The sequence below is a fragment of the Streptomyces sp. NPDC028711 genome (genome assembly GCF_055565415.1).
The window spans coordinates 413,000-439,212 of sequence record NZ_JBVHUJ010000001.1; the positions used below are offsets into that span (position 1 = coordinate 413,000).

General features: G+C 72.5%; 21 protein-coding genes. 11 read left to right on the plus strand and 10 right to left on the minus strand.

Translation table 11 applies throughout. The features are described 5' to 3' along the window. Nucleotides 1-81: 81 nt before the first annotated feature. Together ACZ4VK_RS01870 and ACZ4VK_RS01875 are read left to right on the plus strand one after the other, a co-directional pair. Nucleotides 82-1,845, plus strand: coding sequence for a phosphatidylglycerol lysyltransferase domain-containing protein (locus ACZ4VK_RS01870; RefSeq protein WP_468347417.1), 1,764 nt, complete (start codon nt 82-84; stop codon nt 1,843-1,845). After that, the gene (locus ACZ4VK_RS01875) at nt 1,842-2,552 is read left to right on the plus strand and encodes a hypothetical protein (RefSeq protein WP_468347419.1); all 711 of its coding nucleotides are present in this window, start codon (nt 1,842-1,844) and stop codon (nt 2,550-2,552) included. Before ACZ4VK_RS01870 ends, ACZ4VK_RS01875 begins: the two co-directional genes overlap by 4 nt. Here ACZ4VK_RS01875 and ACZ4VK_RS01880 read toward each other — a convergent pair. Then, nucleotides 2,492-3,256 carry a hypothetical protein gene (locus tag ACZ4VK_RS01880; RefSeq protein ID WP_468347421.1) on the minus strand — a complete coding sequence of 255 codons (765 nt, stop codon included), beginning with the start codon at nt 3,254-3,256 and terminating at the stop codon, nt 2,492-2,494. The two genes, ACZ4VK_RS01875 and ACZ4VK_RS01880, sit on opposite strands and share 61 nt — an antisense overlap. 76 nt (nt 3,257-3,332) lie before the next feature. On the opposite strand from ACZ4VK_RS01880, the gene ACZ4VK_RS01885 reads away from it, so the two are divergent. Next, complete coding sequence (locus ACZ4VK_RS01885; RefSeq protein ID WP_468347423.1) at nt 3,333-4,097, plus strand: adenosylcobinamide-GDP ribazoletransferase; 765 nt, start codon at nt 3,333-3,335, stop codon at nt 4,095-4,097. 20 nt (nt 4,098-4,117) lie between these two features. Here the strand turns inward: ACZ4VK_RS01885 and ACZ4VK_RS01890 are convergent, their stop codons facing one another. Genes ACZ4VK_RS01890 through ACZ4VK_RS01910 form a run of 5 tightly spaced genes read right to left on the minus strand, consistent with a single transcriptional unit; the run spans nt 4,118 to nt 10,717 of the window. Continuing rightward, nucleotides 4,118-4,906, minus strand: a complete 789-nt coding sequence (locus ACZ4VK_RS01890; protein ID WP_468347425.1) for an endo alpha-1,4 polygalactosaminidase — start codon at nt 4,904-4,906, stop codon at nt 4,118-4,120. Further along, the gene (locus ACZ4VK_RS01895; RefSeq protein ID WP_468347427.1) at nt 4,903-5,520 is read right to left on the minus strand and encodes a spherulation-specific family 4 protein; all 618 of its coding nucleotides are present in this window, start codon (nt 5,518-5,520) and stop codon (nt 4,903-4,905) included. Before ACZ4VK_RS01895 ends, ACZ4VK_RS01890 begins: the two co-directional genes overlap by 4 nt. Before the next feature lie 12 nt (nt 5,521-5,532). Beyond that, complete coding sequence (locus tag ACZ4VK_RS01900) at nt 5,533-7,002, minus strand: hypothetical protein (RefSeq protein ID WP_468347428.1); 1,470 nt, start codon at nt 7,000-7,002, stop codon at nt 5,533-5,535. Continuing rightward, nucleotides 6,999-8,555: a GT4 family glycosyltransferase PelF gene (pelF, locus tag ACZ4VK_RS01905; protein WP_468347430.1), complete on the minus strand. Its 1,557-nt coding sequence runs from the start codon at nt 8,553-8,555 to the stop codon at nt 6,999-7,001. Before pelF ends, ACZ4VK_RS01900 begins: the two co-directional genes overlap by 4 nt. A gap of 26 nt (nt 8,556-8,581) precedes the next feature. Continuing rightward, on the minus strand, nt 8,582-10,717 hold the full coding sequence (locus ACZ4VK_RS01910) for a hypothetical protein (RefSeq protein WP_468347432.1): 2,136 nt from the start codon (nt 10,715-10,717) through the stop codon (nt 8,582-8,584). Between the two features lie 315 nt (nt 10,718-11,032). On the opposite strand from ACZ4VK_RS01910, the gene ACZ4VK_RS01915 reads away from it, so the two are divergent. The 5 genes from ACZ4VK_RS01915 to aceE all read left to right on the plus strand — a co-directional run bounded on the left by ACZ4VK_RS01915 (nt 11,033) and on the right by aceE (nt 19,822). After that, entirely contained in the window at nt 11,033-12,541 is a 1,509-nt protein-coding gene (locus ACZ4VK_RS01915) for a leucyl aminopeptidase (protein ID WP_468347434.1), read from the plus strand. A 288-nt stretch (nt 12,542-12,829) separates the two neighbouring features. Then, nucleotides 12,830-14,218 (plus strand): dihydrolipoyl dehydrogenase, encoded by a 1,389-nt coding sequence (gene lpdA / locus ACZ4VK_RS01920; protein WP_468347436.1) that lies wholly within the window; start codon nt 12,830-12,832, stop codon nt 14,216-14,218. A gap of 62 nt (nt 14,219-14,280) precedes the next feature. Then, a complete protein-coding gene (sucB, locus tag ACZ4VK_RS01925; protein WP_468347438.1) occupies nt 14,281-16,071 on the plus strand; it encodes a 2-oxoglutarate dehydrogenase, E2 component, dihydrolipoamide succinyltransferase in 1,791 nt (596 codons plus the stop codon). 120 nt (nt 16,072-16,191) lie between these two features. Next, nucleotides 16,192-16,815 carry a GntR family transcriptional regulator gene (locus ACZ4VK_RS01930; RefSeq protein ID WP_468347440.1) on the plus strand — a complete coding sequence of 208 codons (624 nt, stop codon included), beginning with the start codon at nt 16,192-16,194 and terminating at the stop codon, nt 16,813-16,815. Nucleotides 16,816-17,116: 301 nt separating this feature from the next. Beyond that, nucleotides 17,117-19,822: a pyruvate dehydrogenase (acetyl-transferring), homodimeric type gene (aceE, locus tag ACZ4VK_RS01935; RefSeq protein WP_468347443.1), complete on the plus strand. Its 2,706-nt coding sequence runs from the start codon at nt 17,117-17,119 to the stop codon at nt 19,820-19,822. 84 nt (nt 19,823-19,906) lie between these two features. Here the strand turns inward: aceE and ACZ4VK_RS01940 are convergent, their stop codons facing one another. Beyond that, nucleotides 19,907-21,334 carry a serine/threonine-protein kinase gene (locus tag ACZ4VK_RS01940; RefSeq protein ID WP_468347445.1) on the minus strand — a complete coding sequence of 476 codons (1,428 nt, stop codon included), beginning with the start codon at nt 21,332-21,334 and terminating at the stop codon, nt 19,907-19,909. A gap of 68 nt (nt 21,335-21,402) precedes the next feature. Between ACZ4VK_RS01940 and ACZ4VK_RS01945 the strand changes: the two genes are divergently transcribed. Then, nucleotides 21,403-22,365 carry a helix-turn-helix transcriptional regulator gene (locus ACZ4VK_RS01945; RefSeq protein ID WP_468347447.1) on the plus strand — a complete coding sequence of 321 codons (963 nt, stop codon included), beginning with the start codon at nt 21,403-21,405 and terminating at the stop codon, nt 22,363-22,365. Nucleotides 22,366-22,393: 28 nt separating this feature from the next. Here ACZ4VK_RS01945 and ACZ4VK_RS01950 read toward each other — a convergent pair whose 3' ends face one another. Continuing rightward, entirely contained in the window at nt 22,394-23,314 is a 921-nt protein-coding gene (locus ACZ4VK_RS01950; RefSeq protein WP_468347449.1) for an SDR family oxidoreductase, read from the minus strand. A 98-nt stretch (nt 23,315-23,412) separates the two neighbouring features. On the opposite strand from ACZ4VK_RS01950, the gene ACZ4VK_RS01955 reads away from it, so the two are divergent. Continuing rightward, nucleotides 23,413-23,934, plus strand: coding sequence for a DUF4240 domain-containing protein (locus ACZ4VK_RS01955; protein ID WP_468348793.1), 522 nt, complete (start codon nt 23,413-23,415; stop codon nt 23,932-23,934). A 51-nt stretch (nt 23,935-23,985) separates the two neighbouring features. Here ACZ4VK_RS01955 and ACZ4VK_RS01960 read toward each other — a convergent pair whose 3' ends face one another. Then, nucleotides 23,986-24,780: an SDR family NAD(P)-dependent oxidoreductase gene (locus ACZ4VK_RS01960; protein WP_468347451.1), complete on the minus strand. Its 795-nt coding sequence runs from the start codon at nt 24,778-24,780 to the stop codon at nt 23,986-23,988. Nucleotides 24,781-24,928: 148 nt separating this feature from the next. On the opposite strand from ACZ4VK_RS01960, the gene ACZ4VK_RS01965 reads away from it, so the two are divergent. After that, nucleotides 24,929-25,612 (plus strand): TetR/AcrR family transcriptional regulator, encoded by a 684-nt coding sequence (locus ACZ4VK_RS01965; RefSeq protein WP_468347453.1) that lies wholly within the window; start codon nt 24,929-24,931, stop codon nt 25,610-25,612. On the opposite strand, the gene ACZ4VK_RS01970 is transcribed toward ACZ4VK_RS01965, so the two are convergent. Then, the gene (locus tag ACZ4VK_RS01970) at nt 25,602-26,210 is read right to left on the minus strand and encodes a GNAT family N-acetyltransferase (RefSeq protein WP_468347455.1); all 609 of its coding nucleotides are present in this window, start codon (nt 26,208-26,210) and stop codon (nt 25,602-25,604) included. The genes ACZ4VK_RS01965 and ACZ4VK_RS01970 overlap by 11 nt on opposite strands. Nucleotides 26,211-26,213 lie beyond the last annotated feature (3 nt).

Consider the following 26,213-nt stretch of genomic DNA (forward strand, 5'->3'; position numbering starts at 1 on the left):
CCGGGGCGGTCACGCGCGACGCGCGCGTGGCCGCCTCCGGCGTCTCCGCGCGGCAAGCGGTGCCCCATATGATCGCTTTTCATGGGAGAAGTCCGCTTGTCTGCCGAAGCACCACCCCGGGGCACCACCGCCCGCTCGCGCCGCGGCGCCGCGTTCGCCGTCTGGTACCTGCGTGTCGTCACGTTCATCAATTTCCTGAGTGCCGTCTGGGTCTCCCTCGGGCAGGACCTGCGCCGCCACAACGAGGACGACTACTTCACCCCGTACATGCTCACGGCCGGTTTCGCTTCGGGGGTCTTCACCCTCTTCCTGGCGATCACCATGCGGCGCCGCAAGAGGGCCGCGTGGATCCTCAACCTGGTGCTCAGCGGACTCTTCCTGCTGCTCTTCGCCCTCGTGATGTTCTTCCCCGAGGTCCGGCAGCACGCCCAGAACTGGATCTCGCTCGCCCTGACCGCGGCCTTCGTCGTGGCGCTGCTGCTCGGCCGCAAGGAGTTCTACGCGAAGGGCGACCGCTCCAACCCGCGCCTCGCGGCGGGCGTGGCGGTCGGCGGACTGCTCGTCACCTCGCTGCTCGCGGCGGCCCTGGTCACCGCCACCAACACCGCCTCCGCCCCCTCCACCTTCCTCGAGCGCTGGCGGTACGGCGTGATGCGGCTCGTCACCCTGGCGGCCGACGACTCCCGGTTCGCCGGGATCGCCACCCCCGGGTGGGTCGACGTCACGATCAACGTCCTGTCCACGCTGCTGCTCTTCGCGGTGCTCTTCGCCGCGTTCCGCTCGCGCCGGGCCGTCGACCCGCTGACCGAGGAGGACGAGGAACGGCTGCGGATCCTGCTCGACAAGCACGGGGACCGCGACTCGCTCGGCTACTTCGCGCTGCGCCGCGAGAAGAGCGTCGTGTGGTCGCCGAGCGAGAAGGCCGCCGTCACCTACCGGGTGGTCGGCGGGGTCTCGCTCGCCTCGGGCGACCCGATCGGCGACCCCGAGGCCTGGCCGGGCGCCATCGAGCCCTGGCTGGCGGAGGCGCGCGAGCACGGCTGGATCCCGGCGGTGATGGGCGCGAGCGAGGAGGCCGGCACCGTCTACGCCCGGCACGGGCTCGACGCCCTGGAGCTGGGCGACGAGGCGATCGTGGAGACCCGGGAGTTCACGCTCGACGGGCGGGCCATGCGGACGGTCCGGCAGGCGTTCAACCGGGTCAAGCGGGCCGGGTACGAGGTGCGCATCCGGCGCCACGAGGACATCCCGGCCGAGGAGATGGCCGAGCTGCTCCGCAAGGCCGACGACTGGCGGGACGGGGCCACGGAGCGCGGCTTCTCCATGGCCCTCGGCCGGCTCGGCGACCCCCGGGACGGGCGCTGCGTGATGCTGGAGTGCACGGACGGGCAAGGTGAACTGCGGGCGCTGCTCTCCTTCGTCCCCTGGGGGCCGAACGGGCTCTCCCTCGACCTGATGCGCCGCGACCGGGACTCCGAGAACGGCCTGATGGAGTTCATGGTCATCGAACTCCTCCAGCGCGCCGAGGAGATCGGGATCACTCAGGTCTCGCTGAACTTCGCGATGTTCCGCTCCGTCTTCGAACGTGGCGCGAAGCTCGGCGCGGGGCCCGTGCTGCGCCTGTGGCGTTCACTGCTCAGCTTCTTCTCCCGCTGGTGGCAGATCGAGTCGCTGTACCGCGCCAACGCCAAGTACCGACCGATCTGGGAGCCCCGATTCATGCTCTTCGAGAAGAGCGCGGACCTGCTGCGCATCGGTCTCGCCGCCGGGCGGGCCGAAGGCTTCCTGGAGGCTCCCGGGCTGCCGAAGTGGATGCACCGCAGGCATCTGGAGAGCGGCCGTTGAGCCCCGCCGTGCGGGAGTTCGCCCGCCGCGAGTGGGGGCCGCTGTTCACCGCCGTACGGACGGCGCTCGTCACGAGGAGGTGGCGGGCGGTGCCGATGACCCTGGCCGCCGTCTGCCTGACCGCCCTCTTCCAGGTCGTCCAGAACCAGGCCTGGGGCTATCAGCCGGTCCAGGACATCGGCTCCGTACGGGCCGAGGACCCGCTGTGGCTCGCGCTGCTCCGGACCCCCCTGTCGCTGTTCGTCCCGGCGCTCGACCTGCCCGTGTGGGGCGCCCTCGCGCAGGTGCTCCTGGTGTTCGGGATCGCCGAGATCTGCCTCGGCCGGTGGCGGACGCTGGCCGTCGCCTATCTGGCGACGCTCGCGGGGACGCTCTACGCGCGCGTGGGCATCGCGCTCGGTCCCGACGGCCCGCTCGGACTGCCCGCCTCCGACGCGCGGGTCGTCGACACCGGGCCCTCGGCGGCCGTGGTCGGCCTCGCCGTCTACGTCTGCTGGCGGTACGGGGCCCGCTGGACGGGCGCGCTCGTGGTCCTGGCGATGGTCGTGGAGGTGGTCGTCAAGCCGAACCTGGCGGGCAAGGAGCATCTCGCGGCCATCGCCGGCGTCCTCGTACTGATCGCGTTCCAGGCCTGGCGCGGGCGCGGTCAGGAGGGGGTGGAGCCCCCTCCCGGGACCCGCTCCTGGAAGCCGCCGATCAGGTCCTGAAGCCGGCGCCTGACCTTCGTCCAGCGCTTGTCGTGCCGGTACGTACGGATCCGGGAGCGGGCCCGTGCCTTGTGACGGCGCCCGTAGAACCGGCGTGACCACCAGGAGCCGGGGCGGGCGAGACGGACGGCGCCGACGATCGCCACGAAGGGGACGAGGACCCCGAGGACGGCCATCCGGAACTTCCCCTTCACCAGGGTGATCAGGATGAAGAGGAAGTTCACCACCAGGGTCAGGATGAAGGTGGCCCGGTCCTGGCGTTCGTCGGTGGTCATGTCGTCGACGCCGAGCGGCGAGAAGCCGCTCAGGGCGAGCCCGACCAGGGCCGTGGTGAGGACGACCACCTCGACGCTCTTGCGGCCCTCGTCCGTCCAGTACACGTCGTCGAGATGGAGGATCAGCGCGAACTCGTCGAGGACGAGTCCCGCGCCGACCCCGAAGACGACGGCGAAGACGGCCCCGCCGATGCCGTGCCGGTCGCTGGCAACCGCGCCGAAACCGCCGATGACGGTGAGGACGACGCCCGGCACGACGTGATGGATGTGGAGCTCGCCGGAGGACACGTTCTTGAAGGGCCCCCTGCCCGCCCGGATGAGCCGGGTGACGGTCCGGGTGACCAGGAACGTCACGACGAACGAGGTCAGCGCCAGGAGCATCGGGAGCTTTCCCGGCTCGAGGATGTTGCGGGAGAACCAGTGACCCATGCCACCCCGTTCCGATAAACGCGGAATGCGCGGAATGCGCAATCTACCGTCCGGAGGCGGCGATTACCCTGCCCGGATGGACGGCCTGCGTTTCGCCTTCGGCACCCTCACCGTGTTCCCCGCCCGCATCACCCGCTGGGACCGGGGCGCGGCGCGCGCCGGCATGCTCTGCGCCCCGCTGGCCGGTCTGGTCGTCGGGCTCTCCGCCGCCGCGTTCGGCGGAACGTTCCTGCTGCTCGGCTCCGGCCCGCTGCTCGCCGCCGTCGTCACCACCGCCGTCCCCGCCGTCCTCACCCGCGGCCTCCACCTCGACGGCCTCGCGGACACCGCCGACGGCCTCGGCAGCGCCAAGCCCGCCGAGGACGCGCTGCGCATCATGAAGCAGTCGGACGTCGGCCCGTTCGGGGTCATCGCCCTGCTCCTCGTCCTGCTCGCCCAGGTCGCCGCGCTCTTCGAGCTGTACGGGGAGAGCTGGGCGCACGGCGCGGCCGGCGCCGTCCTCGCCGCCACCGTCGCCCGCCTCGCCCTCACCCACGCCTCCCGGCACGGCGTCCCGGCGGCCCGCCCCGAGGGCCTCGGCGCCATCGTCGCCGCGACGGTCCCGGTCCGCTCGGCGACCCTCACGACCGCCCTCGTCCTGGCGGCGTGCGCGGCGGCGGGCCTGCTCCTCTCCCCGTACGACGCGGTACGGAACGTCCTGGCGGCAGGCGCGGCGCTCGGCGCGGCGGCCCTGCTGCTCCGCCGGTGCGTACGGCGGTTCGGCGGGGTGACGGGGGACGTCTTCGGGGCGGTGGAGGAAACGGCGGCGACGGCGGCCCTGGTGGCGCTGACCCTCGGGTGAGCCGACCCGCGTGACACCCCCTAACAGGGCTTGCGCCACACCCCGAGGTCGTACCGCTTCCGCATCGAGCTGAGGCCCAGTTTCCGGGCCTCGGGGCAGAACTGTGCGGTCGTCAGTTCGTACTCGACGTGGAAGACCGCCTTGCCCGCCGCCACGAACGGGGCGAGGAGGTCGCACTCCTCGTATGCGGCGCACTGTTCGTTGACCGCGAAGTCGACATCGGGGAGCAGCTGCGGGATCTGGTCCAGGTCGTTCTTGAGGCCCACCGCGAGGCCGCGTTCGTGGGAGAGGCGGGCGATGAGGCGGTTGTAGCGGAGCTGGTCGGCGGCGGTGAGGGGGAAGCCGGTGCGGTTCTTGTAGCCGTCCATGTTGTCGGGTTCGACGGCGTCGAAGCCCTTCTCCCGGCACATGTCGAGACGTTCGGCCATGAGCGGTTCGAGGACGTCGGTGCGGCGGATGTCGAGCCAGCGTTCGCCCTCCCAGCCGTTGCCCTCGCCGAGGACCGAGGTCGGGAAGCGGTCGGCGTCCGGGCGGAAGTCCTCCCAGGCGCCGGTGGAGAGGTAACAGATGACCTTGCGGCCCCGGCGGTGGAGGTCCGCGACGGTGGACGCCGGGTGGTCGAAGCCGTCGATGTCGTACACCGGGACGTCGACCGTCGGGTCGAGCCGGCCGCTGAGCTGCCACTGCCAGGCGAGGCCCGGCGCGGGCCGCCACCGCTCCTCCCTGGGCTTGGGGTCCTCGTCGGGGCCCGCCGTACAGGCCGTGGCGAGCAGGAGCAGGCCGGCGAGCAGGGGCAGCAGTCGTCTCATCGGGCGGGCTCCGGGAGGTGCGGAAGGGTGCCCCAGGGATGCGCGCCCGTGCCGGGGACCGCGCAGTGCACCGGGGTGCGGGGGCGGACGCCGGGCGGGGCCGCGTAGACGAGGTGGCAGTAGTGGGCGGCGACCGGCAGGTCGAGCGTCCGGTACGTGTCCCAGGGGCCCTCGAAGGTGACGAGGAGGTCGGCGAACTCCTCGTACCCCGGGTCCGGGTGCGCTCCGTGGTTGAGCACGAGGGTCGCGGCGCCCGCGGCCCGGGCCGCGACCGCGATCCGCCGGTAGTGGGCGAGGGCGTCGGGCGCGGTCGGCACCTGGTCGAGGAAGGCGCCGTCGGTGCCGTACCAGTCGCGGTGGCGGAGGAGGTCGGTGACGACCTCTCCGTGCGGGCGGCGCCCGTAGGCGGTGTCCGCGTAACCGAGGAGCCGTACGCCCGCCTGCCGCAGCCGTCCTGCGGCCTCGGCGAACGCCGGGTCGGGGGCCTCGCCCGCGCCGCTGGCCGGGTTGACGACGACGCCGTACAGGGACGGCGCCGCGCCGACAAGTGCCGACCAGGCCTCGGGGCGGTCGGCCGGGTGCTCGTAGAAGGGCACCAGGAGGAGACGATTCACGGTCCCGTTCTCCTACGCGCGGTGGGCGGTCGGTCGTACCAGCAGAACACAGGTGAGGACGGCGAGCACCGCCGCCGCTCCCCCGGCCGCCACCGGGCCCGCCGCGGGTTCCACGGTCTGCGCGGCCGCCGCGAGCAGACAGACGACGGCCGCGCTGAGCACCGCGCCGAAGGCCTGGAGCAGCAGCCCCAGCCAGAGTGCCGTCCCGATCAGGAGCAGCGTGACGAGCCTCGGGAGGGCCGGCCAGGGCGCCCCCGGCCAGGCCAGGGTCGCGGCGAGGGTGAGGGCGACGAGGACGGTGAGGTAGCCGCCGAGGCAGAGCACGAGGGTGCCGGTGACGGCCCGGCGGAACTCGCGGGCCGTGGTCAGGGTCCGCAGCCGGGTCAGGGTCTCGCCCCGGAAGCGGTGCAGCAGCCACTCGGCGGGCCCCATGGAGAGGGTGAGCGCGATGACCGCCCCCGCGCCGCTGACCAGCGTGTCGCCGATGCCCGCGTGGAGGACGAGCAGCCCGCTGCCGAGGCCGAAGAGGCCGTACGGGAGGGAGGCGGCGCGCGGCGGTCCCGCGCGTCCCGCCGCGCCGCGCCGTGTCCCGGGCCGGAGGACGAGCGCGGCGAAGGCCACGCTCGCGGTGAGCGCGGTGAGCAGGAGCGCGGCGCGCAGCGGCCCCGGCAGGTCCCAGCGGAAGGCGGGGACGGCCCCGGCGAGCGGCAGCAGGGCGCAGAGCAGGGCCCGTTCGCGGCCGAGGACGAGGAGCACGGTCGCGGCGGCGAGGTACAGGGACTGACCGGCGGCGAAGAGGGCCGCCGGGGTCTCGCCGGGCGCGGCGGCCGCGAAGGCGACGGCGGTGCCGGTGAGGGCGCCCGCCGGGGCGCCGGTGAGCAGGGCGCGGGCGGCGGCGGGCCGGTCGCCGAGGCCGAGCCAGGTGTACGCGCGGTGGGACAGGGCCTGGTTCCACACCCACCCGGTGACGGCGCCGGCCAGCAGCGGAACCGTTCCGCCAGGAAGCCCGAAGCGGCCGGGTTCCCCGGCGAGCAGGGGCGCGGCGAGGACGTACGCGAGTCCTGGCAGCGCGAAGACGAGCCCACGCAGGAGACAGCCGGCGAGCCCGGTGTGCCAGGCGCCGCCGGGTGGTGCCTCCGGTGCGGGGTGGCGCCGCTCCACGCGCGCGTAGAGGTCCTCGGCGAGGGCGAAGGAGTCGGCGCGGCCGTAGGTGAGCCGGATGTGGTCGTCGGTCATGCCGTCGGACTCGAGGAGGGCGGCGATCTCGTCGGGGTGCACGGCGACGGCGGCGAACCCTTCGAGGCGTTCGGTGAGTTCGTCGAGCGGATCGGCGGCGAGGCCGTCTCCGGCCGGGGGCGGGGCGCCGGGGCCGCCGACGGGTGGGTTCGTCGCGCGCCCCGCTCCGTCCTCACCTCGGGGGCGCGGGATCGCCGGGAGCGGGGGGCTCGTCGTCGGGGGTTTCAGCCAGAGTGAGCCGCTCACGCCGGGGTGCCTCCTGTGACGAGGGCCGCGGGGGTACGGCGCGGGGTGGGGATGCTCAGGCGCAGCGGCGCGGGGACGACGGCCGGGGCCGGGCGCGGCGGGCGGGCGCCCGCCAGTTCGCGGTAGATCTGCCGGAAGCCGTCCACGGAGCGGTGCAGGGTGAACCGGTCGATGACCCGCTGCCGGGCGCGGCGGCCGAGTTCGGCGCGGCGGGCCCCGTCGCGGAGGAGTTCGGAGACGGCGGCGGCCATGACGGCCGGTTCGCGGGGCGGGACGACGATCCCGGTGTCGCCTACGGCCTCCCGTACGCCTCCGACGTCGGTGGAGACGGTGGCGCGGCCGCAGGACATGGCCTCGATGAGGGAGAAGGGGAAGCCCTCGCTGATGGAGGAGAGCATCACCACGCTGCCCGCCGCGTAGGCGGTCGGGACGTCGGAGATCCGGCCCTCGAAGCCGACGCCGTCGGCGACGCCGAGTTCGGCGGCGAGCTTCTCCAGGCGGGTCAGGTAGTCCTCGTTCCCCGCCGGGACCGGGCCGAACAGGCGCAGGCGGAGCGCCGGGAGTTCGGCGCGGCAGATCGCGTACGCCCTGATCAGGGTTTCGAGGTCCTTGATGGGGTCGACGCGTCCGCACCAGCTGAGGGTGGGGGTCCCGGGTTCGGGTCCCGCCTCGGGGAAGAGGGCCGGGTCGACGCCGTTGTAGACGGTGCGGATGCGGTCGGCGGGGGCTCCGCCGCGCTCCTCCCAGCGCCGGTTGTACCGGTTGCAGGGGGTGATGAGGTCGGCCTTGCGGTAGCCGAGGGTGTTGAGCTCGCGGTAGAAGCCGAGCATGAGGGCCTTGACGGGCCAGCGTTGCGCCTCGGTGCGGTAGCCGAGGTAGCGCTCGCGGAGGTAGATGCCGTGTTCGGTGAGCAGGAAGGGCACTCCTTCGAAGTGCTGTGCGGCGAGCGCCGGCAGGGTGGCGAGGCCGCTGGAGACGGCGTGGGCGACGCCGTCGGTGGATATCCGGGCGGCGAGCGGGCGCAGGGCGTGTTCGAGCAGGTCGGTGGCGGTGAGCGCGTCGTGGACGGTGGGCCGGGCCGCGCGCGTCGGCAGATGCGGCATGGTCCAGATCCACATCAGCGAGCGCAGGGCCGCCTCGGAGCGCAGGGCCGTGGTCAGGCGTCCCTGCCGGGCGAGTTCGGCCAGTTCGTACAGGCCGGTGCCGAAGTCGCAGTCCGCCTCGGGGTCGAGGAGGGCGAGCAGGAGGCGTTCGTACGCGTCGAGGAAGCGGCGGCGCGCACGCCCCCGCGGGGGCCGGCCCGCTCCGGTGAACAGGCCGGGCGCGGTCGGCCCCTGCGGGAGCCCCCACAGGGGGTACGCGGTGTGCCGGGTGACGTTGGGCGGCAGCTCCCAGGTGACGGGTTCGCGGCCGCTGCCGGTGAGGGCGAGGATCTCGAAGTCGACCTCGGGCATGCCGCGGACGAGCTGGTCGCACCAGGTGCTGACGCCGCCGTGGACATGCGGATAGGTGCCTTCGGTGAGCATGGTGACATGACGGCCACTGCTCGGCATGTGCGGTTCCCCCCAGAACGTGCTGGTCAGGCGGTCGGGAGCGTGAGTGTGACGCTGGTCTGGAGCGGTTCGGGCGCGGTCCAGGCGGAGCGGGTGCCCGCGTAGGGCGAGCCGAAGGCGGTGGAGCCGAGGAGGAGGCGCTTGCGGGTGCCCTCGGGGGCGGTGATCGGCGCGGTGACGCCGGCGGGCGTCCTGACGGTGACCGTGGAGCCGACGCGGTAGGCGGTGACCTTTCCGGCGGCGAGGGCCTGGTCCCAGGCGGCGCGGCGGTTCAGCTCGGTGCCGACGTCCTTCTGACGCGGGTTCACCAGCGGGGCGCTGGGCGCGAACAGGGCGCGGTAGTCGGCGAGGACGCGGTCGAGGACGGGGTAGAGGAGGCGTTCCTCGGCGAGGTTGGACTGGTGCGCGTAGTGCGGGCGGGGGTCGTTGCCCATCACGTGGGCGAGGGCGGTGCGGGCCTCCTGCGGGACGATGTGGTCCGCGTATCCCGTGGCGGGGAGCGGGGCGGGCAGGCAGGTGGAGGCCGGGTCGACCTCGCAGACCCCGCTGCCTCCGTCGGCGCGGGAGGTGTAGATCCAGTTGTACTCGTCGGTCATCTCGGCGGCCGTGCCCACGTTGTAGTACACGTTCATGGGGTGGCGGGGGACGGTCTTCGCGGTGCCGATCGCCCGCTGCCGCGGTTCGCGGGAGTTGTCGCTGGCGATCCATCTCACGCCGTTGTCGGCGAGGGCTCCGGCGAGGTTCGGGTTGTCGACGGGCTGTTGGGGCAGGGTCTTGAGGCCGGAGTGCTCGCCGGTGACGAGTTCGCCGCGGTCGACGGAGATGCCCTTGCCGACGGCCCAGTCGTGGTTGTTCCGGATCTGGGCGGAGAGCTCGGAGCGGCTGACCCAGAGGGTGGTGCCGGAGGCGTCCTTCGCGCACCGCCAGGGGACGACGGTGGTGTCCTGGACGCAGCCGAGGAAGGGATGGGTGTACGTGTGGTTGATCCACCGGTACTGGGCGCGGTCCGCGACGAGCCGGTCGGTGAGCGGGTCGCCGCCGCCGTGCTCGGTCTTCCACTGCTCGCCCTGGCCGCCGTTGTAGACCATGTCGAGGGTGAAGCCGGAGGCCTTCTGCCAGGCGGCGGCGTACTGGGCGTCGGCGGCCGTCATCCGGATCGGGTTCACGCCCTCGCCCTCTCCCCCAGCTACCGCTGGGAGGTGCCCCCAGCCGACGCAGTCGAAGTCGCCGGGGGTGCAGTCACGGACGGTGTCCCAGCGGGCGTCGGGGGCGAAGACGTCGTCGATGTGGACGGAGAGGTAGTTGCGGCTCTGTCCGAGGTGGACGCCCTCGGTGAGCCATTCGACGATGCCGCGGGCGAGGGCCCGGAACTGCCGCTGGTACTGGTTGTAGGCGAAGGTGACGACGAGTTCGCGGCGCCCGTCGGCCGTGTACTCGCCGACGAGGCTGGCCCGGCCGCCGTCGGATCCGGCGACGGGGACGTCGAGATAGCTGGTGTAGCCGGCGCGCGGGCGGCCCGCGTAGCCGTAACTCTCGGCGATCGACGGGTCGTTGTCCTCGAAGGTGAGCGCCCCGGACAGGTACCGGAAGGGGCCCGCCCGCCCCGCGGCGGTGACGCCCGCGGTGGTGCCGTCGAGGACGCCGGACCAGCCGCCCTCGTTGGTGTAGTCGAGGCCGACGCCGGGGTGCGACCAGGTGTAGGCGTCGACCTGCGGGATGCCGAAGGTCCGCTCGTACGTCTGGAGGGCGGTGTGCTCGGCGGAGTCGGGCCCGAAGGCGGTCTCGTGCGGCAGGACGACGCCCTGGTACTTGGCGCGGGGACGTCCGTCGACCGTGTCGCTGAGGAAGGCGGGGTTCAGGACCGGCCGGTTCGGGTCGTTGAGGTCGATCCTGCGGTACGGGACGCCGGAGCCCTCGAGCTCGGCGGTGATCGCGCCGACCGCGCTGCCGCCGTCGTCGACGACGAGGACGGTGAGGTCGATCCGGGGCACGGGGGCCGTGACCGCCTGCGCCGACGGGACGACGGTGGCAAGCAGCGCGGCGGCGGCGAGGGCCGCGACCCGGGCGCCGCGGGGCGCGGAGCGGGCGGTACGGGCGTCGGTACGGGCGCCGCGGCCGGTGCGGGGCGCGGTTCTGGGCGTACGGATTCGGCCGGAGTCCATCAGGTGGTGTCCCCCCTCGGCAGGTCCCTCCGCGCCCGGGCAGGGGCCGTGGGATCTGTGGAGATGCTGCAGATGATGCGAAGACGAGCGCGTCGTCCTCGCGTGACTGAGGCGAGTGTGAAGGAGCGCTCCGAGCCGGAACGGTAAACATGAAAGAGACACCACGGATGAGTGAATCAGCGCCGCCGTGAGCGAACCGGATGAGCGAGCGTAGGCTCGTTCTCGGCGCTCCCCGGGCCGAAATACGATGCGGCGGGCACGGTCGGCCCATCCCTCGACCGCCACAGAACTCAATGGAAGCGAGATTTCACCACCGTGACTGCTCTCACTCTCAGCACTGCCGGTGCGGCGACGCTGCGCGCCGACGCCCTCGTCGTCGGCGTCGCGAAGTCCGGGAAGACGCTCGTCGTCGCCCCGGGCGCCGAGGCCGTCGACAAGGCCTTCGAAGGCCGGCTCGCCGCCGTCCTGGAGACCCTGGGCGCCTCGGGTGCCGAGGGTGAGGCGACCAAGCTGCCCGCCCCCGCCGGCCTCAAGGCTCCCGTCGTCCTCGCCGTCGGCCTGGGCTCCGCCCCCGAGGACGGCGAGTCCTACGGCGCGGAGACGCTGCGCCGCGCCGCCGGCACCGCCGCCCGCGTCCTGACCGGCTCGAAGAAGGCCGCGTTCGCGCTGCCGATCGCCGCCGCCGAGGACGCGGGGGCCATCGCGGAGGGCGCCCTGCTCGGCGCGTACGCCTTCACGGCGTACCAGGAGAACGGCAAGGACGCGAAGAAGCCGCTCGCCGAGGTCGCCCTGCTCGGCGCCAAGCCGCGCGACAAGGCCCACAAGGCCGCCGCCGAGCGCGCCCAGGCCGTCGCCGAGGAGATGAACCGCGCCCGCGACCTGATCAACATGCCGCCGAACGACCTGACCCCGGCCGCCTTCGCCGCCGCCGCCCAGGCCGCCGGCAAGGAGCACGGCCTCAAGGTCCAGATCCTCGACGAGAAGGCGCTCACCAAGGGCGGCTACGGCGGCATCCTCGGCGTCGGCAACGGCTCCGAGAACCCGCCGCGCCTGGTCCGCATCGCGTACACCCACCCCCGTGCGGAGAAGACCCTCGCCCTCGTCGGCAAGGGCATCACCTACGACTCGGGCGGCATCTCGCTGAAGCCGGCCGGCCACAACGAGACGATGAAGTGCGACATGAGCGGCGCCGCCGCCGTGTTCTCCTCCGTCGTCGCCGCGGCCCGCCTCGGCCTCGAAGTCAACGTCACGGGCTGGCTCGCCCTCGCCGAGAACATGCCGTCCGGCTCCGCCACCCGCCCGGGTGACGTCCTGCGCATGTACAGCGGCAAGACCGTCGAGGTCCTCAACACCGACGCCGAGGGCCGTCTCGTCCTCGCGGACGCGCTGACCCGGGCCTCCGAGGAGCACCCGGACGCGATCGTCGACGTGGCGACCCTGACCGGCGCCATGGTCCTGGCGCTCGGCAACCGCACCTTCGGCATCATGGCCAACGACGACGACTACCGCTCGGCGATCCACGAGATCGCCGAGGAGGTCGGCGAGCAGTCCTGGCCGATGCCGCTCCCCGCGGACCTGCGCAAGGGCATGGACTCCCCCACCGCCGACATCGCCAACATGGGTGAGCGGATGGGCGGCGGCCTGGTCGCCGGCCTCTTCCTCCAGGAGTTCGTGGGCGAGGGCATCACCTGGGCCCACCTGGACATCGCGGGCCCCGCCTTCCACGAGGGCGCCCCCTACGGCTACACCCCCAAGGGCGGCACCGGCTCCTCGGTCCGCACGCTGGTGAAGCTGGCCGAGCGCACCGCCGCCGGCGAGCTCTGAGCACACCGTGACGGGGACGGCCCCGGGCCTCGCGCCCGGGGCCGTCCCCGTCCCCGCTGTTCCGCTCGCGACGAAATCCGTAGGTTCGTACGCCCGGGTGCGCCCGCCGTACGGACGATCGGCCGTCTCAGAGCACGGCCCCGCGTCCCGCCATCCGTCAACAAGTGCGAAGATGGGTTCTCGGCAGGACAGGGCCCCCACCACAGGGCCGAAATAAAGCGGCCGAACACCAGCCGCCGCCCGGTCACTGAAGACCGGCGACGAGCGCACATGCATGGAGGACGTGACGTGGCGAACGACGCCAGCACCGTTTTCGACCTAGTGATCCTCGGCGGCGGTAGCGGCGGTTACGCCGCGGCGCTGCGCGGAGCGCAGCTGGGCCTGGACGTCGCACTGATCGAGAAGAACAAGCTCGGCGGCACCTGCCTGCACAACGGCTGCATCCCGACGAAGGCCCTGCTCCACGCCGGTGAGGTCGCCGACCAGGCGCGCGAGGCGGAGCAGTTCGGTGTCAAGGCCTCCTTCGAGGGCATCGACATCAAGGGCGTGCACAAGTACAAGGACGACGTGATCTCGGGCCTGTACAAGGGTCTGCAGGGTCTCGTCGCCTCCCGCAAGGTGACGTACATCGAGGGCACCGGTCGCCTGTCCTCCCCGACCTCCGTCGACGTCGACGGGCGTCGCGTCGAGGGCCGTCACATCCTCCTGGCCACCGGTTCCGTGCCGAAGTCGCTCCCGGGCCTGGAGATCGACGGCAACCGGATCATCACCTCGGACCACGCGCTGACCCTCGACCGGGTCCCGGAGTCCGCGATCATCCTCGGCGGCGGTGTCATCGGCGTCGAGTTCGCCTCCGCGTGGAAGTCCTTCGGCACCGACGTCACGGTCATCGAGGGCATGAAGCACCTCGTCCCGGTCGAGGACGAGAACAGCTCGAAGCTTCTTGAGCGCGCGTTCCGCAAGCGCGGCATCAAGTTCAACCTCGGCACGTTCTTCCAGTCGGCCGAGTACACCGACAACGGCGTCAAGGTCACCCTCGCCGACGGCAAGACCTTCGAGGCCGAGGTGCTGCTCGTCGCCATCGGCCGCGGCCCGGTCTCCGCCGGTCTCGGTTACGAGGAGCAGGGCGTCGCGATGGACCGCGGCTACGTCCTGGTCGACGAGTACATGCGCACCAACGTGCCGACGATCTCGGCCGTGGGCGACCTCGTCCCGACGCTCCAGCTCGCGCACGTCGGCTTCGCCGAGGGCATCCTCGTCGCGGAGCGGCTCGCCGGTCTGAAGGCCGTCCCGATCGACTACGACGGCGTGCCGCGGGTGACGTACTGCCACCCCGAGGTCGCCTCCGTCGGCATCACCGAGGCCAAGGCCAAGGAGATCTACGGCGCGGACAAGGTCGTCGCCCTGAAGTACAACCTCGCGGGCAACGGCAAGAGCAAGATCCTCAAGACCGCGGGCGAGATCAAGCTCGTCCAGGTCAAGGACGGTGCCGTGGTCGGCGTCCACATGGTCGGTGACCGCATGGGCGAGCAGGTCGGCGAAGCGCAGCTGATCTACAACTGGGAGGCGCTGCCGGCCGAGGTCGCGCAGCTCATCCACGCCCACCCGACGCAGAACGAGGCGCTCGGCGAGGCCCACCTGGCCCTGGCCGGCAAGCCGCTGCACTCCCACGACTGACGCTCACGTCATCTCAGGGCGCGACGACCACTTCCCGCAATTCGTTAGGAGCAACTGAAACCATGTCGGTTTCCGTAACCCTGCCGGCGCTCGGCGAGAGCGTCACCGAGGGCACCGTCACCCGCTGGCTCAAGGCCGAGGGCGAGCGTGTCGAGGCCGACGAGCCGCTGCTCGAGGTCTCGACCGACAAGGTCGACACCGAGATCCCCGCCCCCGCCTCGGGCATCCTGGCCTCCATCAAGGTCGCCGAGGACGAGACGGTCGAGGTCGGCGCCGAGCTGGCCGTCATCGACGACGGCTCCGGCGCCCCCGCCGCGGCCCCGGCCCCGGCGGCCGAGGCCGCTCCGGCTCCGCAGCAGGAGGCCCCGGCCCCCGCGCCGCAGGCCGCCCCGTCCACCGAGGCCCAGGCCCCGGCTCCGGCCCCGACGGCCGAGGCGGCCGCCGGTGGCGGTTCCGCCGAGGGCACCGACGTCGTGCTGCCCGCGCTTGGCGAGTCCGTCACCGAGGGCACCGTCACCCGCTGGCTGAAGTCGGTCGGCGAGGAGGTCACGGAGGACGAGCCGCTGCTCGAGGTCTCCACGGACAAGGTCGACACCGAGATCCCGGCGCCGGCCTCCGGTGTCCTCCTGGAGATCGTCGTCGCCGAGGACGAGACCGCCGAGGTCGGCGCCAAGCTGGCCGTCATCGGCGCCGCGGGTGCCGCTCCGGCCGCCGCCCCGGCTCCGGCTCCGGCCGCCCCCGCCGCCGCTCCCGCCCCGGCCGCTCCGGCTCCGGCTGCCGCGGCTCCGGCCCCGGCCGCCCCCGCCGCTCCGGCCCCGGCCCCCGCGCCGGTGGCTCCGGCCGCTCCGGCCGCCGCTCCGGCTCCGGCCGCCGCGGCTCCGTCCATCGCTCCGGCGCTCGTCACCCCGGCTCCGGCCGAGGACGGCGCCTACGTGACCCCGCTCGTCCGCAAGCTCGCCACCGAGAACGGTGTCGACCTGGCGGCCGTCAAGGGTTCGGGCGTCGGCGGCCGCATCCGCAAGCAGGACGTCCTCGCGGCCGCCGAGGCCAAGAAGGCCGCCCAGGCCCCCGCCGCCGCTCCGGCCGCTCCGGCCGCTGCCGCGAAGGCCCCGGCTCTCGAGGTCTCCCCGCTGCGCGGTCAGACCGTCAAGATGACCCGCATGCGCAAGGTCATCGGCGACAACATGATGAAGGCGCTGCACGGCCAGGCCCAGCTGACCTCGGTCGTCGAGGTCGACATCACCAAGCTGATGAAGCTGCGCGCCCGTGCCAAGGACGCGTTCGCCGCCCGTGAGGGCGTCAAGCTCTCCCCGATGCCGTTCTTCGTGAAGGCGGCGGCCCAGGCGCTGAAGGCCCACCCGGTCATCAACGCCCGGATCAACGAGGACGAGGGCACGATCACCTACTTCGACACCGAGAACATCGGTATCGCGGTGGACTCCGAGAAGGGTCTGATGACCCCGGTCATCAAGGGTGCGGGCGACCTCAACATCGCCGGCATCTCGAAGAAGACCGCGGAGCTGGCCGGCGCCGTGCGCGCCAGCAAGATCACCCCGGACGACCTGGCCGGCGCGACCTTCACCATCTCCAACACCGGTTCGCGCGGCGCGCTGTTCGACACGATCATCGTGCCCCCGAACCAGGTCGCCATCCTGGGCATCGGCGCCACCGTGCGCCGTCCGGTCGTCATCAACCACCCGGACCTGGGTGAGACGATCGCGATCCGCGACATGACGTACGTCGCGCTGTCCTACGACCACCGTCTGGTGGACGGCGCCGACGCCGCCCGCTACCTGACCTCGGTCAAGGCGATCCTCGAGGCCGGCGAGTTCGAGGTCGACCTCGGTCTGTAAGCGCGTGGCCTCGATGGCAACGTAACGAGCCTCACCTGCGGCGCCCCCGTCCGGAAGTGTTTCCGGACGGGGGCGCCGCCGTATTGTCTTTAGAGTCAACACTCCCCGAGGAGCCGCTTCATGACCGTCCCCGTCGTCCACTCGCTGCGCGAGCAGATCCGCGAGCACATCGTGGAGGGGATCGTCAGCGGCCGCTGGAAGCCGGGCGAGCGGATCGTGGAGCGCCGGATCGCGACCGAGCTGGAGGTCTCCCAGACCCCGGTCCGCGAGGCGCTGCGCGAGCTGGAGTCGCTGCGCCTGATCGAGTCGGCGCCGAACAAGGGCGTACGGGTCCGCAATCTGACCGCGGCCGACCTGGAGGAGAGCTACCCGGTCCGCGCCGGTCTCGAGCAGATCGCGGCGGAGCTGGCGGCCGGCCGGCTCGCGACGGACTGCTCGGCCCTCGAACCGCACGTGGCGGCGCTGTACGAGGCGGACGCGACCTCCGACGGGACGGCGCAGGTTCGGCACACGGTGGCGTTCCACCGGGAGCTGGTGAAGGCCGCGGGGAACAAGGTCCTGCTGCACACCTGGGAGACGCTCGGCATCGAGGTCTTCACGGCCCTGTCGATCCGGTGGCTGGGCACGGTCCAGAAGTCGTACGCGGAGGAGCACCAGGAGCTGGTGGAGGCCTTCCGCCGCGGCGACCCGAACATCGGGGCGCTCGTGAAGGCGCATGTGCTGGGCTGCGCGCCGAGGGCCTGAGCCACGCCTGTACGCACAGTGAGCGGGTCCACCTCGGGGTGGGCCCGCTCATTCGTGCGGGCACCCTCTCAGAAAAGTGGCTCCCACCTGCGAAAACAAGGTGGAATCGAGGCACCGGGTGCCCTGTTTCGCGGCACCCTGTGCCGACTTTCTCGATCTGAAGAGGTTTTCCCCTTCAACCCTTTGATCGATCATCGATCGCCGGTTTACAGTCTTCGGCGGGCCGCTACCCGGCCCTTCGCCCTGTCCTGCCAGACAAGGCACCCCTTCTCCACCCCCACCTGTCCGGAAGGCGGCGATCATGACCGATCCCGTAGGCAAGATTCCGAGCGAGCTCGACCAGCTCCCGGACCGTGACACCGAGGAGACCGCCGAGTGGGCGGCCTCCCTGGACGCCGTCACCAAGGCCGCCGGCCCCCACCGGGCCGCCTACCTGATGCGCCGCACCCTCCAGCACGCCGAGGGCGCGGGCCTTGCCCTGCCCAAGCTCCTGGAGACGGACTACGTCAACACCATCCCGACCTCCGCCGAGCCGACGGGCGCCGCGTTCGACGGCGACGAGGACATGGAGCGCCGGATCACCGCCTGGAACCGCTGGAACGCGGCCGCGATGGTCAGCCGCGGCTCCAAGTACGGCGTCGGCGGCCACATCGCCACCTTCGCGTCGGCCGCCTGGCTGTACGAGACCGGCTTCAACCACTTCTTCAAGGGCAAGGAAGCCGACGGTTCCGGCGACCAGCTCTACATCCAGGGTCACGCCGCCCCCGGCATCTACGCCCGCGCGTTCCTGGACGGGCGCCTGAACGAGGCCCACCTCGACAACTTCCGGCAGGAGTCCGGCGGCAACGGCCTGCCCTCCTACCCGCACCCGCGCCGCCTCCCCTGGCTGTGGGAGTTCCCCACCGTCTCCATGGGTCTCGGCCCGCTCTCCGCGATCTACCAGGCGCGCTTCAACCGCTACCTGACGAACCGTTCCATCAAGGACGTCTCCGCCTCGCACGTGTGGGCGTTCCTCGGTGACGGCGAGATGGACGAGCCCGAGTCGACCGCCGCCCTCGCCCTGGCGGCCCGCGAGGGTCTGGACAACCTGACCTTCGTCATCAACTGCAACCTGCAGCGCCTCGACGGCCCGGTCCGCGCCAACTTCAAGATCGTGCAGGAGCTGGAGGCCCAGTTCCGCGGCGCCGGCTGGAACGTCGTGAAGTCGCTGTGGGGCAACGCCTGGGACGAGCTGTTCGCGCTCGACACCACCGGCGCCCTCGTCCGCCGCCTCCGCGAGGTGCCGGACGCGCAGGTCCAGACGTACCAGACCCGCGACGCCGCCTACATCCGCCAGGACTTCTTCGGCAAGGACCCGGCGCTCGTCGCGATGGCGCAGCTGCTGAGCGACGACAAGATCCTGGAGTGCTTCCACCTCTCCCGCGGTGGCCACGAGCCGCGCAAGGTGTACGCCGCGTACAAGGCCGCCGTGGAGTTCAAGGGCGCGCCGACGGTCATCCTCGCGCAGACCGTCAAGGGCTTCACCCTCGGTGAGGGCTTCGCGTCGAAGAACGCGAACCACCAGATGAAGAAGCTCTCCACGGACGAGTTCAAGAACATGCGGGACCTCCTCGACCTCCCCATCACGGACGCGCAGTTCGTCGACGGCCAGGTGCCCTACGGCCACCCCGGCGCCGACTCCCCCGAGGTCCGCTACCTCCAGGAGCGCCGCGCGGCCCTCGGCGGTCCGGCCCCGGCCCGCCGCACCCAGCCGCTCGCCCCGCTGCCGGCCCCGGCCGAGAAGGCCTTCACCGCCTTCGACAAGGGCTCCGGCGCGCAGTCGATGGCGACGACGATGGCCTTCGTGCGACTCGTCAAGGACCTCATCCGCGACAAGGAGACCGGCAAGCGCTGGGTCCCGATCGTCCCGGACGAGGCCCGTACCTTCGGTATGGAGTCGCTGTTCCCGTCGCTCGGCATCTACTCGCCGAAGGGGCAGACGTACGAGCCGGTCGACCGCGACCAGCTGATGTACTACAAGGAGGCCGTCAACGGCCAGATCCTCAACGAGGGGATCACCGAGGCCGGTTCGATGGCCGACTTCATCGCCGCTTCCACCGCGTACTCCACGCACGGCGAGGCGATGATCCCGTTCTACATCTTCTACTCGATGTTCGGCTGGCAGCGGACCGCCGACCAGATGTGGCAGCTCGGCGACCAGCTCGGCCGCGGCTTCCTCGTCGGCGCCACCGCGGGCCGTACGACGCTGACCGGTGAGGGCCTGCAGCACGCCGACGGCCACTCGCCGGTGATCGCGGCGACCAACCCGGCGGCGCTGACGTACGACCCGGCGTTCGCCTACGAGGTCGCGGCGATCGTCAAGGAGGGTCTGCGCCGGATGTACGGCGAGGCCGCCGAGGGCGAGGACCAGAACGTCTTCTACTACCTCACCGTCTACAACGAGCCGATGCCGCAGCCGGCCAAGCCGGCCGGCATCGACGAGGGCATCGTCAAGGGCCTCTACCGCTTCAACACGGCGGAGTCCGCGGGTCTCGACCTCCCGGCGAACGCCTCGCGCATCCAGCTCCTCTCCTCCGGTACGGCCATCCACTGGGCCCTGGCGGCGCAGAAGCTGCTCGCCGCCGAGTGGGGCGTGGGCGCCGACGTGTGGTCCGCGACCTCCTGGACGGAGCTGCGGCGCGACGCGCTGGAGGCCGACGCGGCGCTGCTGCGCGGCGAGGAGCAGGTGCCGTACATCCGCAGGGCCCTGGAGGGCGTCGAGTCCCCGGTCCTCGCGGTCTCGGACTACATGCGCCAGGTTCCCGACCAGATCGCCCAGTGGGTCGAGCAGGACTGGTCCTCGCTCGGCGCCGACGGCTTCGGCCTCTCGGACACCCGTGACGCGGCCCGCCGCCACTTCGGCGTCGACGCCCAGTCGATCGTCGTCGCGGCCCTCGCGCAGCTCGCCCGTCGCGGCGAGGTCCCGGCCTCGGCCGTGAAGGAGGCGCGCGAGCGCTACGGCCTGTAGTCCGGCCGGTTCCTCGGTCCCGAAGGGCCGCTGACCGTACCTCGGTACGGTCAGCGGCCCTTCGGCGTCACGGGGCCCGCCCGTTCAGGCCTGGGCGGAGCCGGGGGGTACGTCGAAGCGCGTGCGCGAGGCCGGTTCCGGTACGGCGGACAGGGTGCGGTGCACGGCTTCGAGCTCCCGGAGCATGCTCGCGCGCTGTTCTGCCAGCGTGCCGGTCGGCTGGTACGTGCTGTCCGCCAGGATCGCGCCGATCGCGGAGCGGAGGCCCACGAGCCCGGACATCGTTTCCGCGGCCCTGTGACGGGCCTCCTCGAGGAGCGCGGCGGCCAGCGCGTGCGCCTCGTCCACCACGGCCCGGGCCCGGCGTTCGGCGTCCGTGCGCAGCCCCTCCGCCTCCAGACGGAGTTGCTCCGCGCGGTGCTCGATCTCCGCGAGGCGCTTCGAGGCTTTCGACTGACGCGCGGCCAGGTCACGCTCCGACTGCTCGCGGCGCTTCGCCAGGTTGGTCTCGAAGGCCGCGGCGGCCTCCGCGGCCTTGGCGCGCGTCTCCTCGAAGAGCGCGTCCGCCTCCTCGCGCTTCGACCGCGCGTGCCGCCGGGCCTCGGCGAGGATCCGGTCCCGCTCGCTCTCCACGTCCCCCGTACCGGAGGACACCGGCGCGGAGGCGACGGGCTCGGTCAGGGCCCGGAGCCTGGCGAGGACGGCCGCCGCCGAGGCCGGCCGGTCGGCGGGGTCGCGGGCGAGCAGCTCCATGACGAGCGCGCTCAGCTCGGCCGGGATCACCGGGTCGTGGTGGTGCGGCGGGAGCTCCGTGCCGTGCAGCTTCTGGTTGATCAGGCCGAGCATGTTGTCCGCGGCGAAGGGCGCGCGGCCGGTGAGGGCGAAGTAGAGCACGCAGCCCAGGGAGTACAGGTCGGTGCGGTGGTCGACGGTCCGCTCGCCGAGGGCCTGCTCCGGCGACATGTAGAGCAGCGTGCCGATGGCGACGCCGGTGCCGGTGAGCCCGCCGACCCTGAGGGTGTCCCCGAGGAACTTGGCGACGCCGAAGTCGAGGATCCTGAGGTCGCCGTCCTCCGCGAACATCACGTTGTCGGGCTTGATGTCCCGGTGGACGATCCGGCGGGAGTGGGCCGCTTCGAGGGCGGTGGCGAGCTGACGTGCCCAGGCGACGGCGACGTGCCAGTGCGGGCGCCGGTCGAGGACCGTACGGGTGAGCGTACGGCCGGTCAGCAGCTCCATGACCAGGTAGAGCGCGCGCTCGCCGTCGAGCTCGGCCGATCCGCAGTCGTGTGCCGTGACCGTGTACCGGCCGGGCAGGCTCGCCGCCGAGCGGATCTCGCGGCGGAAGCGGAGAAACGTCTCCTCCTCGCCCATCTCCGGCAGCGCCGTGACGAGTTTGACCGCCACGCTCCGCTGCATCCGGCGGTCGAGGGCGCTCCACACCTGCCCCATCCCGCCACGGCCGAGCCGGGTCTCCAGCTCGTACCGCCCGTCCAGCACCGTCCCCCGCATCGTGCCCCTCCCCTGTGGTCCCTCCGGCTGCACGCCCCCGGGCTCAGTATGGATGGCAGGGTGGGGACATGCGTGCCGCCCGGCTGATCAAGATGGTCCTTCTGCTCCAGTCCCGCCCGTCGATGACGGCGGCCGAACTCGCCGAGGAGCTGGAGGTGTCGGAGCGGACCATCACCCGTGACGCCCTCGCCCTCTCCGAGGCGGGCGTTCCCGTGTACGCGGACCGGGGCCGGGCCGGCGGGTACCGGCTCGTCGGCGGCTACCGCACCCGTCTCACGGGTCTGGCGCGCGGTGAGGCCGAGGCGCTGTTCCTGTCCGGACTGCCGGGCGCGCTGCGGGACATGGGGCTCGAGGACGCGGCGTCGGCGGCCCGGCTCAAGGTGTCGGCGGCGCTGCTGCCCTCGCTGCGGGACGCCCCGGACTCGGTGGCGCAGCGCTTCCTGCTCGACGCGCCGGGCTGGTACCAGGAGCCGGAGACACCGGAGATGCTGCCGCCCGTCGCGGAAGCGGTCTGGGACGACCGGATGATCGCCGCCCGCTACCGGCGGGGCGACCGGGAGGTGGAGCGGGAGCTCGCCCCGTACGGTCTCGTCCTGAAGGCGGGCGTCTGGTACCTGTGCGCGCGTTCCGGTACGGCGTTCCGCACCTACCGGGTGGACCGCTTCATGGCGGTCGCCCTGGCCGATGAGCGGTTCGTCCGGGACGAGGCCTTCGACCTGCCGGCCTTCTGGGCCGAGCGCGCGGCGGAGTTCGCCCGGTCGATCCTGCGCGCGGAGGTCGACGTACGGCTGTCGGAGGCGGGGGCCCGCCGGCTGCCGTACGTGACGGACCGCGCGGCTGCCGAGGAGGCTCTGGCGGCGGGTACGCGGGACGGGCAGGGCCGGGTGACGGTGACGCTCGCGGTGGAGAGCGAGGAGGTCGCCTTCTCCCAGCTCCTCGCCCTGGGCGCGGAGGCCGAGGTGCTCGCCCCGGCCTCGTTGCGCGCCCGCTTCGGAGAAGCTGCCCGGGCGATGGCGGAGGCGTACGGGTGAGTCTCGTCCGTACGGCTCCGCCCCGCCCCTACCGGTAGTCGTTCACGTCCGGTTTCCCCGTCTCCCCGGCGAGGATGAAGCCCCAGGCGTCCGGCCGTGAGCCGTCCGCGTCGGTGAAGCCGTACTCCTCGGCCAGTTGGCCGCTGGAGAGCGACCGGCCGTTCCAGCGGTGCCGGTCGGGGTCGGCGGCGAGGGCGGCGACGGCCCGTCCCACGTACACCGGGGACTCGGCGACGGCGAAGTCGGGGATCTTCTCGACGGCGTCACGCCAGTTCTCCTCGGTGACGCCGAACCCGGCGAGCATCTGCTCGGACCTGAGCCAGCCGGGGGTGAGGGCGACCGCCGTGCCGCCGTACTCCTCCAGTTCCCCGCCGAGGCCGAAGGCCATCCGGATCGGGGCGTTCTTGGCGAGGTCGTAGAAGAGGTTCTCGCGGAACCGGGTGCCGTTGTACTCGGCTGTGCCGTCGGTGACCTCGACGACCAGGCCGCCCGGGTGGCGGATGAGCAGCGGCAGGGCGGTGTGCGAGGTGATGACGTGCGTCCGCACGCCGAGTTCGAGCATCCTGAGGCCCTGGGCGAGGTCGTTCTCCCAGGTCTTCTTCCCGAAGACGAGGAGGTGCTCGCCGCCCCACACGTCGTTGACGAGGACGTCGAGCCGTCCCCGCTCCCGATCGACGCGGTCGACGAGGGCCCGGACCTGCTCCACCTCCAGATGGTCGGTGGGGACGGCGATGCCCTCGCCTCCGGCGGCCGTCACCAGTTCGGCCGTCTCCTCGATGGTCTCGGTGGCCCGGCCGACCTCGCTGAGCTTCTCGCGGGTGGTGCGGCCGGTGACGTACACGGTGGCTCCGGCGGCCCCGAGCTGGACGGCGATGCCCCGCCCGGCTCCCCGGGTGGCGCCCGCGACCAGGCAGATCCGTCCGTGCAGCGGCTTCTTCTCAGTCGTCATGGCATCAGACTCGCAGGAAAGTACGACACCTTCTGTCCGGATTCATTTCGGGCTTTCCGGGTGCGTCGCACCCCCCGAGCCACGATGCTGGTCCCGTGATGGACGAGACAGAGTTCTGGCAGATCATCGACTCCACCCGCGAGGAAGCCGAGGGCGACCCCGAGGAACAGGCCGATCTGCTCGTGGAACGGCTGACCCGGCTGGACCCCGACTCCGTGCTCGACTACGCGCGCCATTTCGAGGCCCGCTACAACCGCGCGTACCTCTGGGATCTGTGGGGTGCGGCGGCGGTGCTGTTCGACGGGGCGGGGGACGAGACCTTCGACTCGTTCCGGTGCTGGCTCATCGGCCAGGGCCGGGAGGTCTACGAGGGCGCGGTGCACGATCCGGACGCGCTGGCGGAGCTGCTCGGCGACTTCGACGTGGAGATCGACGGGGACGGCGAGGAGATCGGCTTCGCGGCCGACGAGGCGTACGAGCGGCTGACCGGCGCCGAGACCCCTGATCTGGGCATTCCGATGCCGGCCGGGGAGCCGCTCGGCACCCCCTTCGACCTGTCGGACGACGAGGTGCTCGCGGCACGCTTCCCCCGGCTCTGGGAGCGCTTCGGCGCCGGGTGACCGGGGCCTCCGGCGGAGGCCGTGTCCACCCGGCGGAGGCCGTCGTTCGCCTCAGAAGTGCGTGCCGCCGTCGACGCGGATCTCGGTGCCGGTGATGAACGCGCCGTCCTCGCTCGCCAGCATGGCGACGACGCCCGCGACGGTCTCGGGTCCCGCGAAGCCCTGGCCGAGGGCGGGCGCGAGCTTCGCGAAGAGGGACCAGTCGGTGTCCTCGGGCAGGCCGGGGCCGATGCTCTGGCGGCTGGCGCCGGAGCCGTCGGTCATGCCGGAGGAGATGGAGCCGGGCTGGACGGCGGTGAAGCGGATGCCCTGCTTGGCGTACTCGGCGGCGAGGGCGTGGGTCATGGACTGGATGCCGCCCTTGCTGGCCGCGTAGGCCGCCATATAGGGGTGGGCGAACATCGCGGAGGTGGAGGAGAAGTTCACGACGGCCGCGCCGTCGCCCTCCAGGAGGGCGGGGATCGCCTCGCGGATCATGAGGAACGTGCCGGTGAGGTTGATCCGTATCACCTGCTCGAAGGAGTCGAGGCTCGTCTCGTGGGTGTGCGAGGAGCGCAGCACTCCGGCCGCGTTGACCAGGACGTCCAGGCCGCCGAGCGCCTCGACGGCGGCGGCGACACCGTCGCGTACGGAGGTCTCGTCGGCGACGTTCAGGACGACGGTGGTGAGGCGGCCTGCGGTGTCGCCGGCCTTGGCCACGGTGTCCTTGAGGCCGTCCTCGCTGATGTCGGCGGCGACGACCCGGCCGCCCTCGGCGAGCATGCGGAGGACGGTGGCCTGGCCGATGCCGGAGCCGCCGCCGGTGATGAGGGCGCGGCGTCCTTCGTAACGGGTCAGCTGGTTCATGGCGTCAACCTCTCGATGTCATGCGGTCTCATGCGGTGTCCTACGGTGGCGTCCCGTGCGGAACGCTGCCACCGTACGCCCAAGTGGCACGTTTTGCCATCACTGCACGTCGTGCACGTTCGGCGTTCGCGGGCGTACTCTTCGTACGGTGAGCACCAAGCCCGAGGGCGCCACGCCCCCCACCCGGACGCTGACGGAGCGCCGCAAGGCCGCCACCCAGCTGGACATCGCGCGCGCCGCCGCCGAGCTCTTCACCGAGCGCGGCCCCGACGGCACCACCGCGGAGGACATCGCCCTGCGGGCCGGGGTCGCCCTGCGCACCTTCTACCGGTACTTCCGCTCCAAGCAGGACGCCGTGGCCCCGCTCCTCGCGGGCGGCGGCGACCGCTGGCGGGAGATCCTCGCCGCGACGGAGCCGGGCTCCGGACTGCCCGAGGCCCTGGAACGCTCGATCGCCGCGTCGCTGACCCCGGCGGACGAGGCGGCGGAGGAGGGGCTGCGCTGGACCAGGGGCCTGCTGCGCGCGGCCGCCGAGGATCCCGCGCTGCGGGCCGTCTGGTACCGGATCAACCAGGAGGCGGAGGAGCGGCTGCGCGAGGTCGTCGCGGGGCTGGCCGGGCCGGATGCCGAGGTGCTCGAGGTACGGCTCGCGGCGGCGGCGGCCACGGACGCCGTCCGGCTCGCCCTGGAGACCTGGGCGGAGACGGACGCGCCGGTACGGGGGGAGGGCGCGCCGGCCGAACTCGCGGTCCGGTGCCTGCGGGAACTGATGGGCGGAATGCGCCTGCTCGGCCCGGCCGGTGGCGCTCCGGGTACGGGCGTCAGCCCGTGAGCGACCGGCCCATGAGGACGTCGTCCACGTACCCGTCGTCGAACAGGAACTCGCCCCGGAGGACACCCTCGACCGCGAAGCCCTCGGAGACGTAGAGCGCCCGCGCGGGGGCGTTGTGGGAGAGGACCCGGAGGGTGATCCGGACGGCGCCGTCCGCGCGCGCCTTGTCCATCGCGGCCCTCAGGAGCGCCCGCGCCACGCCGTGCCCTCTGGCCCGCTCGGCGACGACGAGGCCCTGGATCTGGCGGACGTGGGCGTTGGCCGCGAGCGGGGTGGGCGGCACCACCCGGACGTAGCCGACGACCCCGCCGCCGCCCACCGCGACCAGGTAGTCCTCGGGCCGGTGCCGGGCGTCGAAGAACGGCTCGTACGGCGGGGTGGGCGCGGGCAGCACCGCGTGCAGGGGCGACCAGGTGTCCCGGTCGAGTGCGGCGAGGACGTCCTCGTCACCGGGCTCGGCCCCGCGTATCCGTGTCTCCGGCGCCTCCGACCTCTTCGTGACGGTCGTCTCCGGCCCCTCCGGCCTCGGCGTGACCGACGACTCCGGCCCCTCCGGCGCCTGCGTGACGGACGACTCCGGCCCCTCCGACTTCTCCATGGC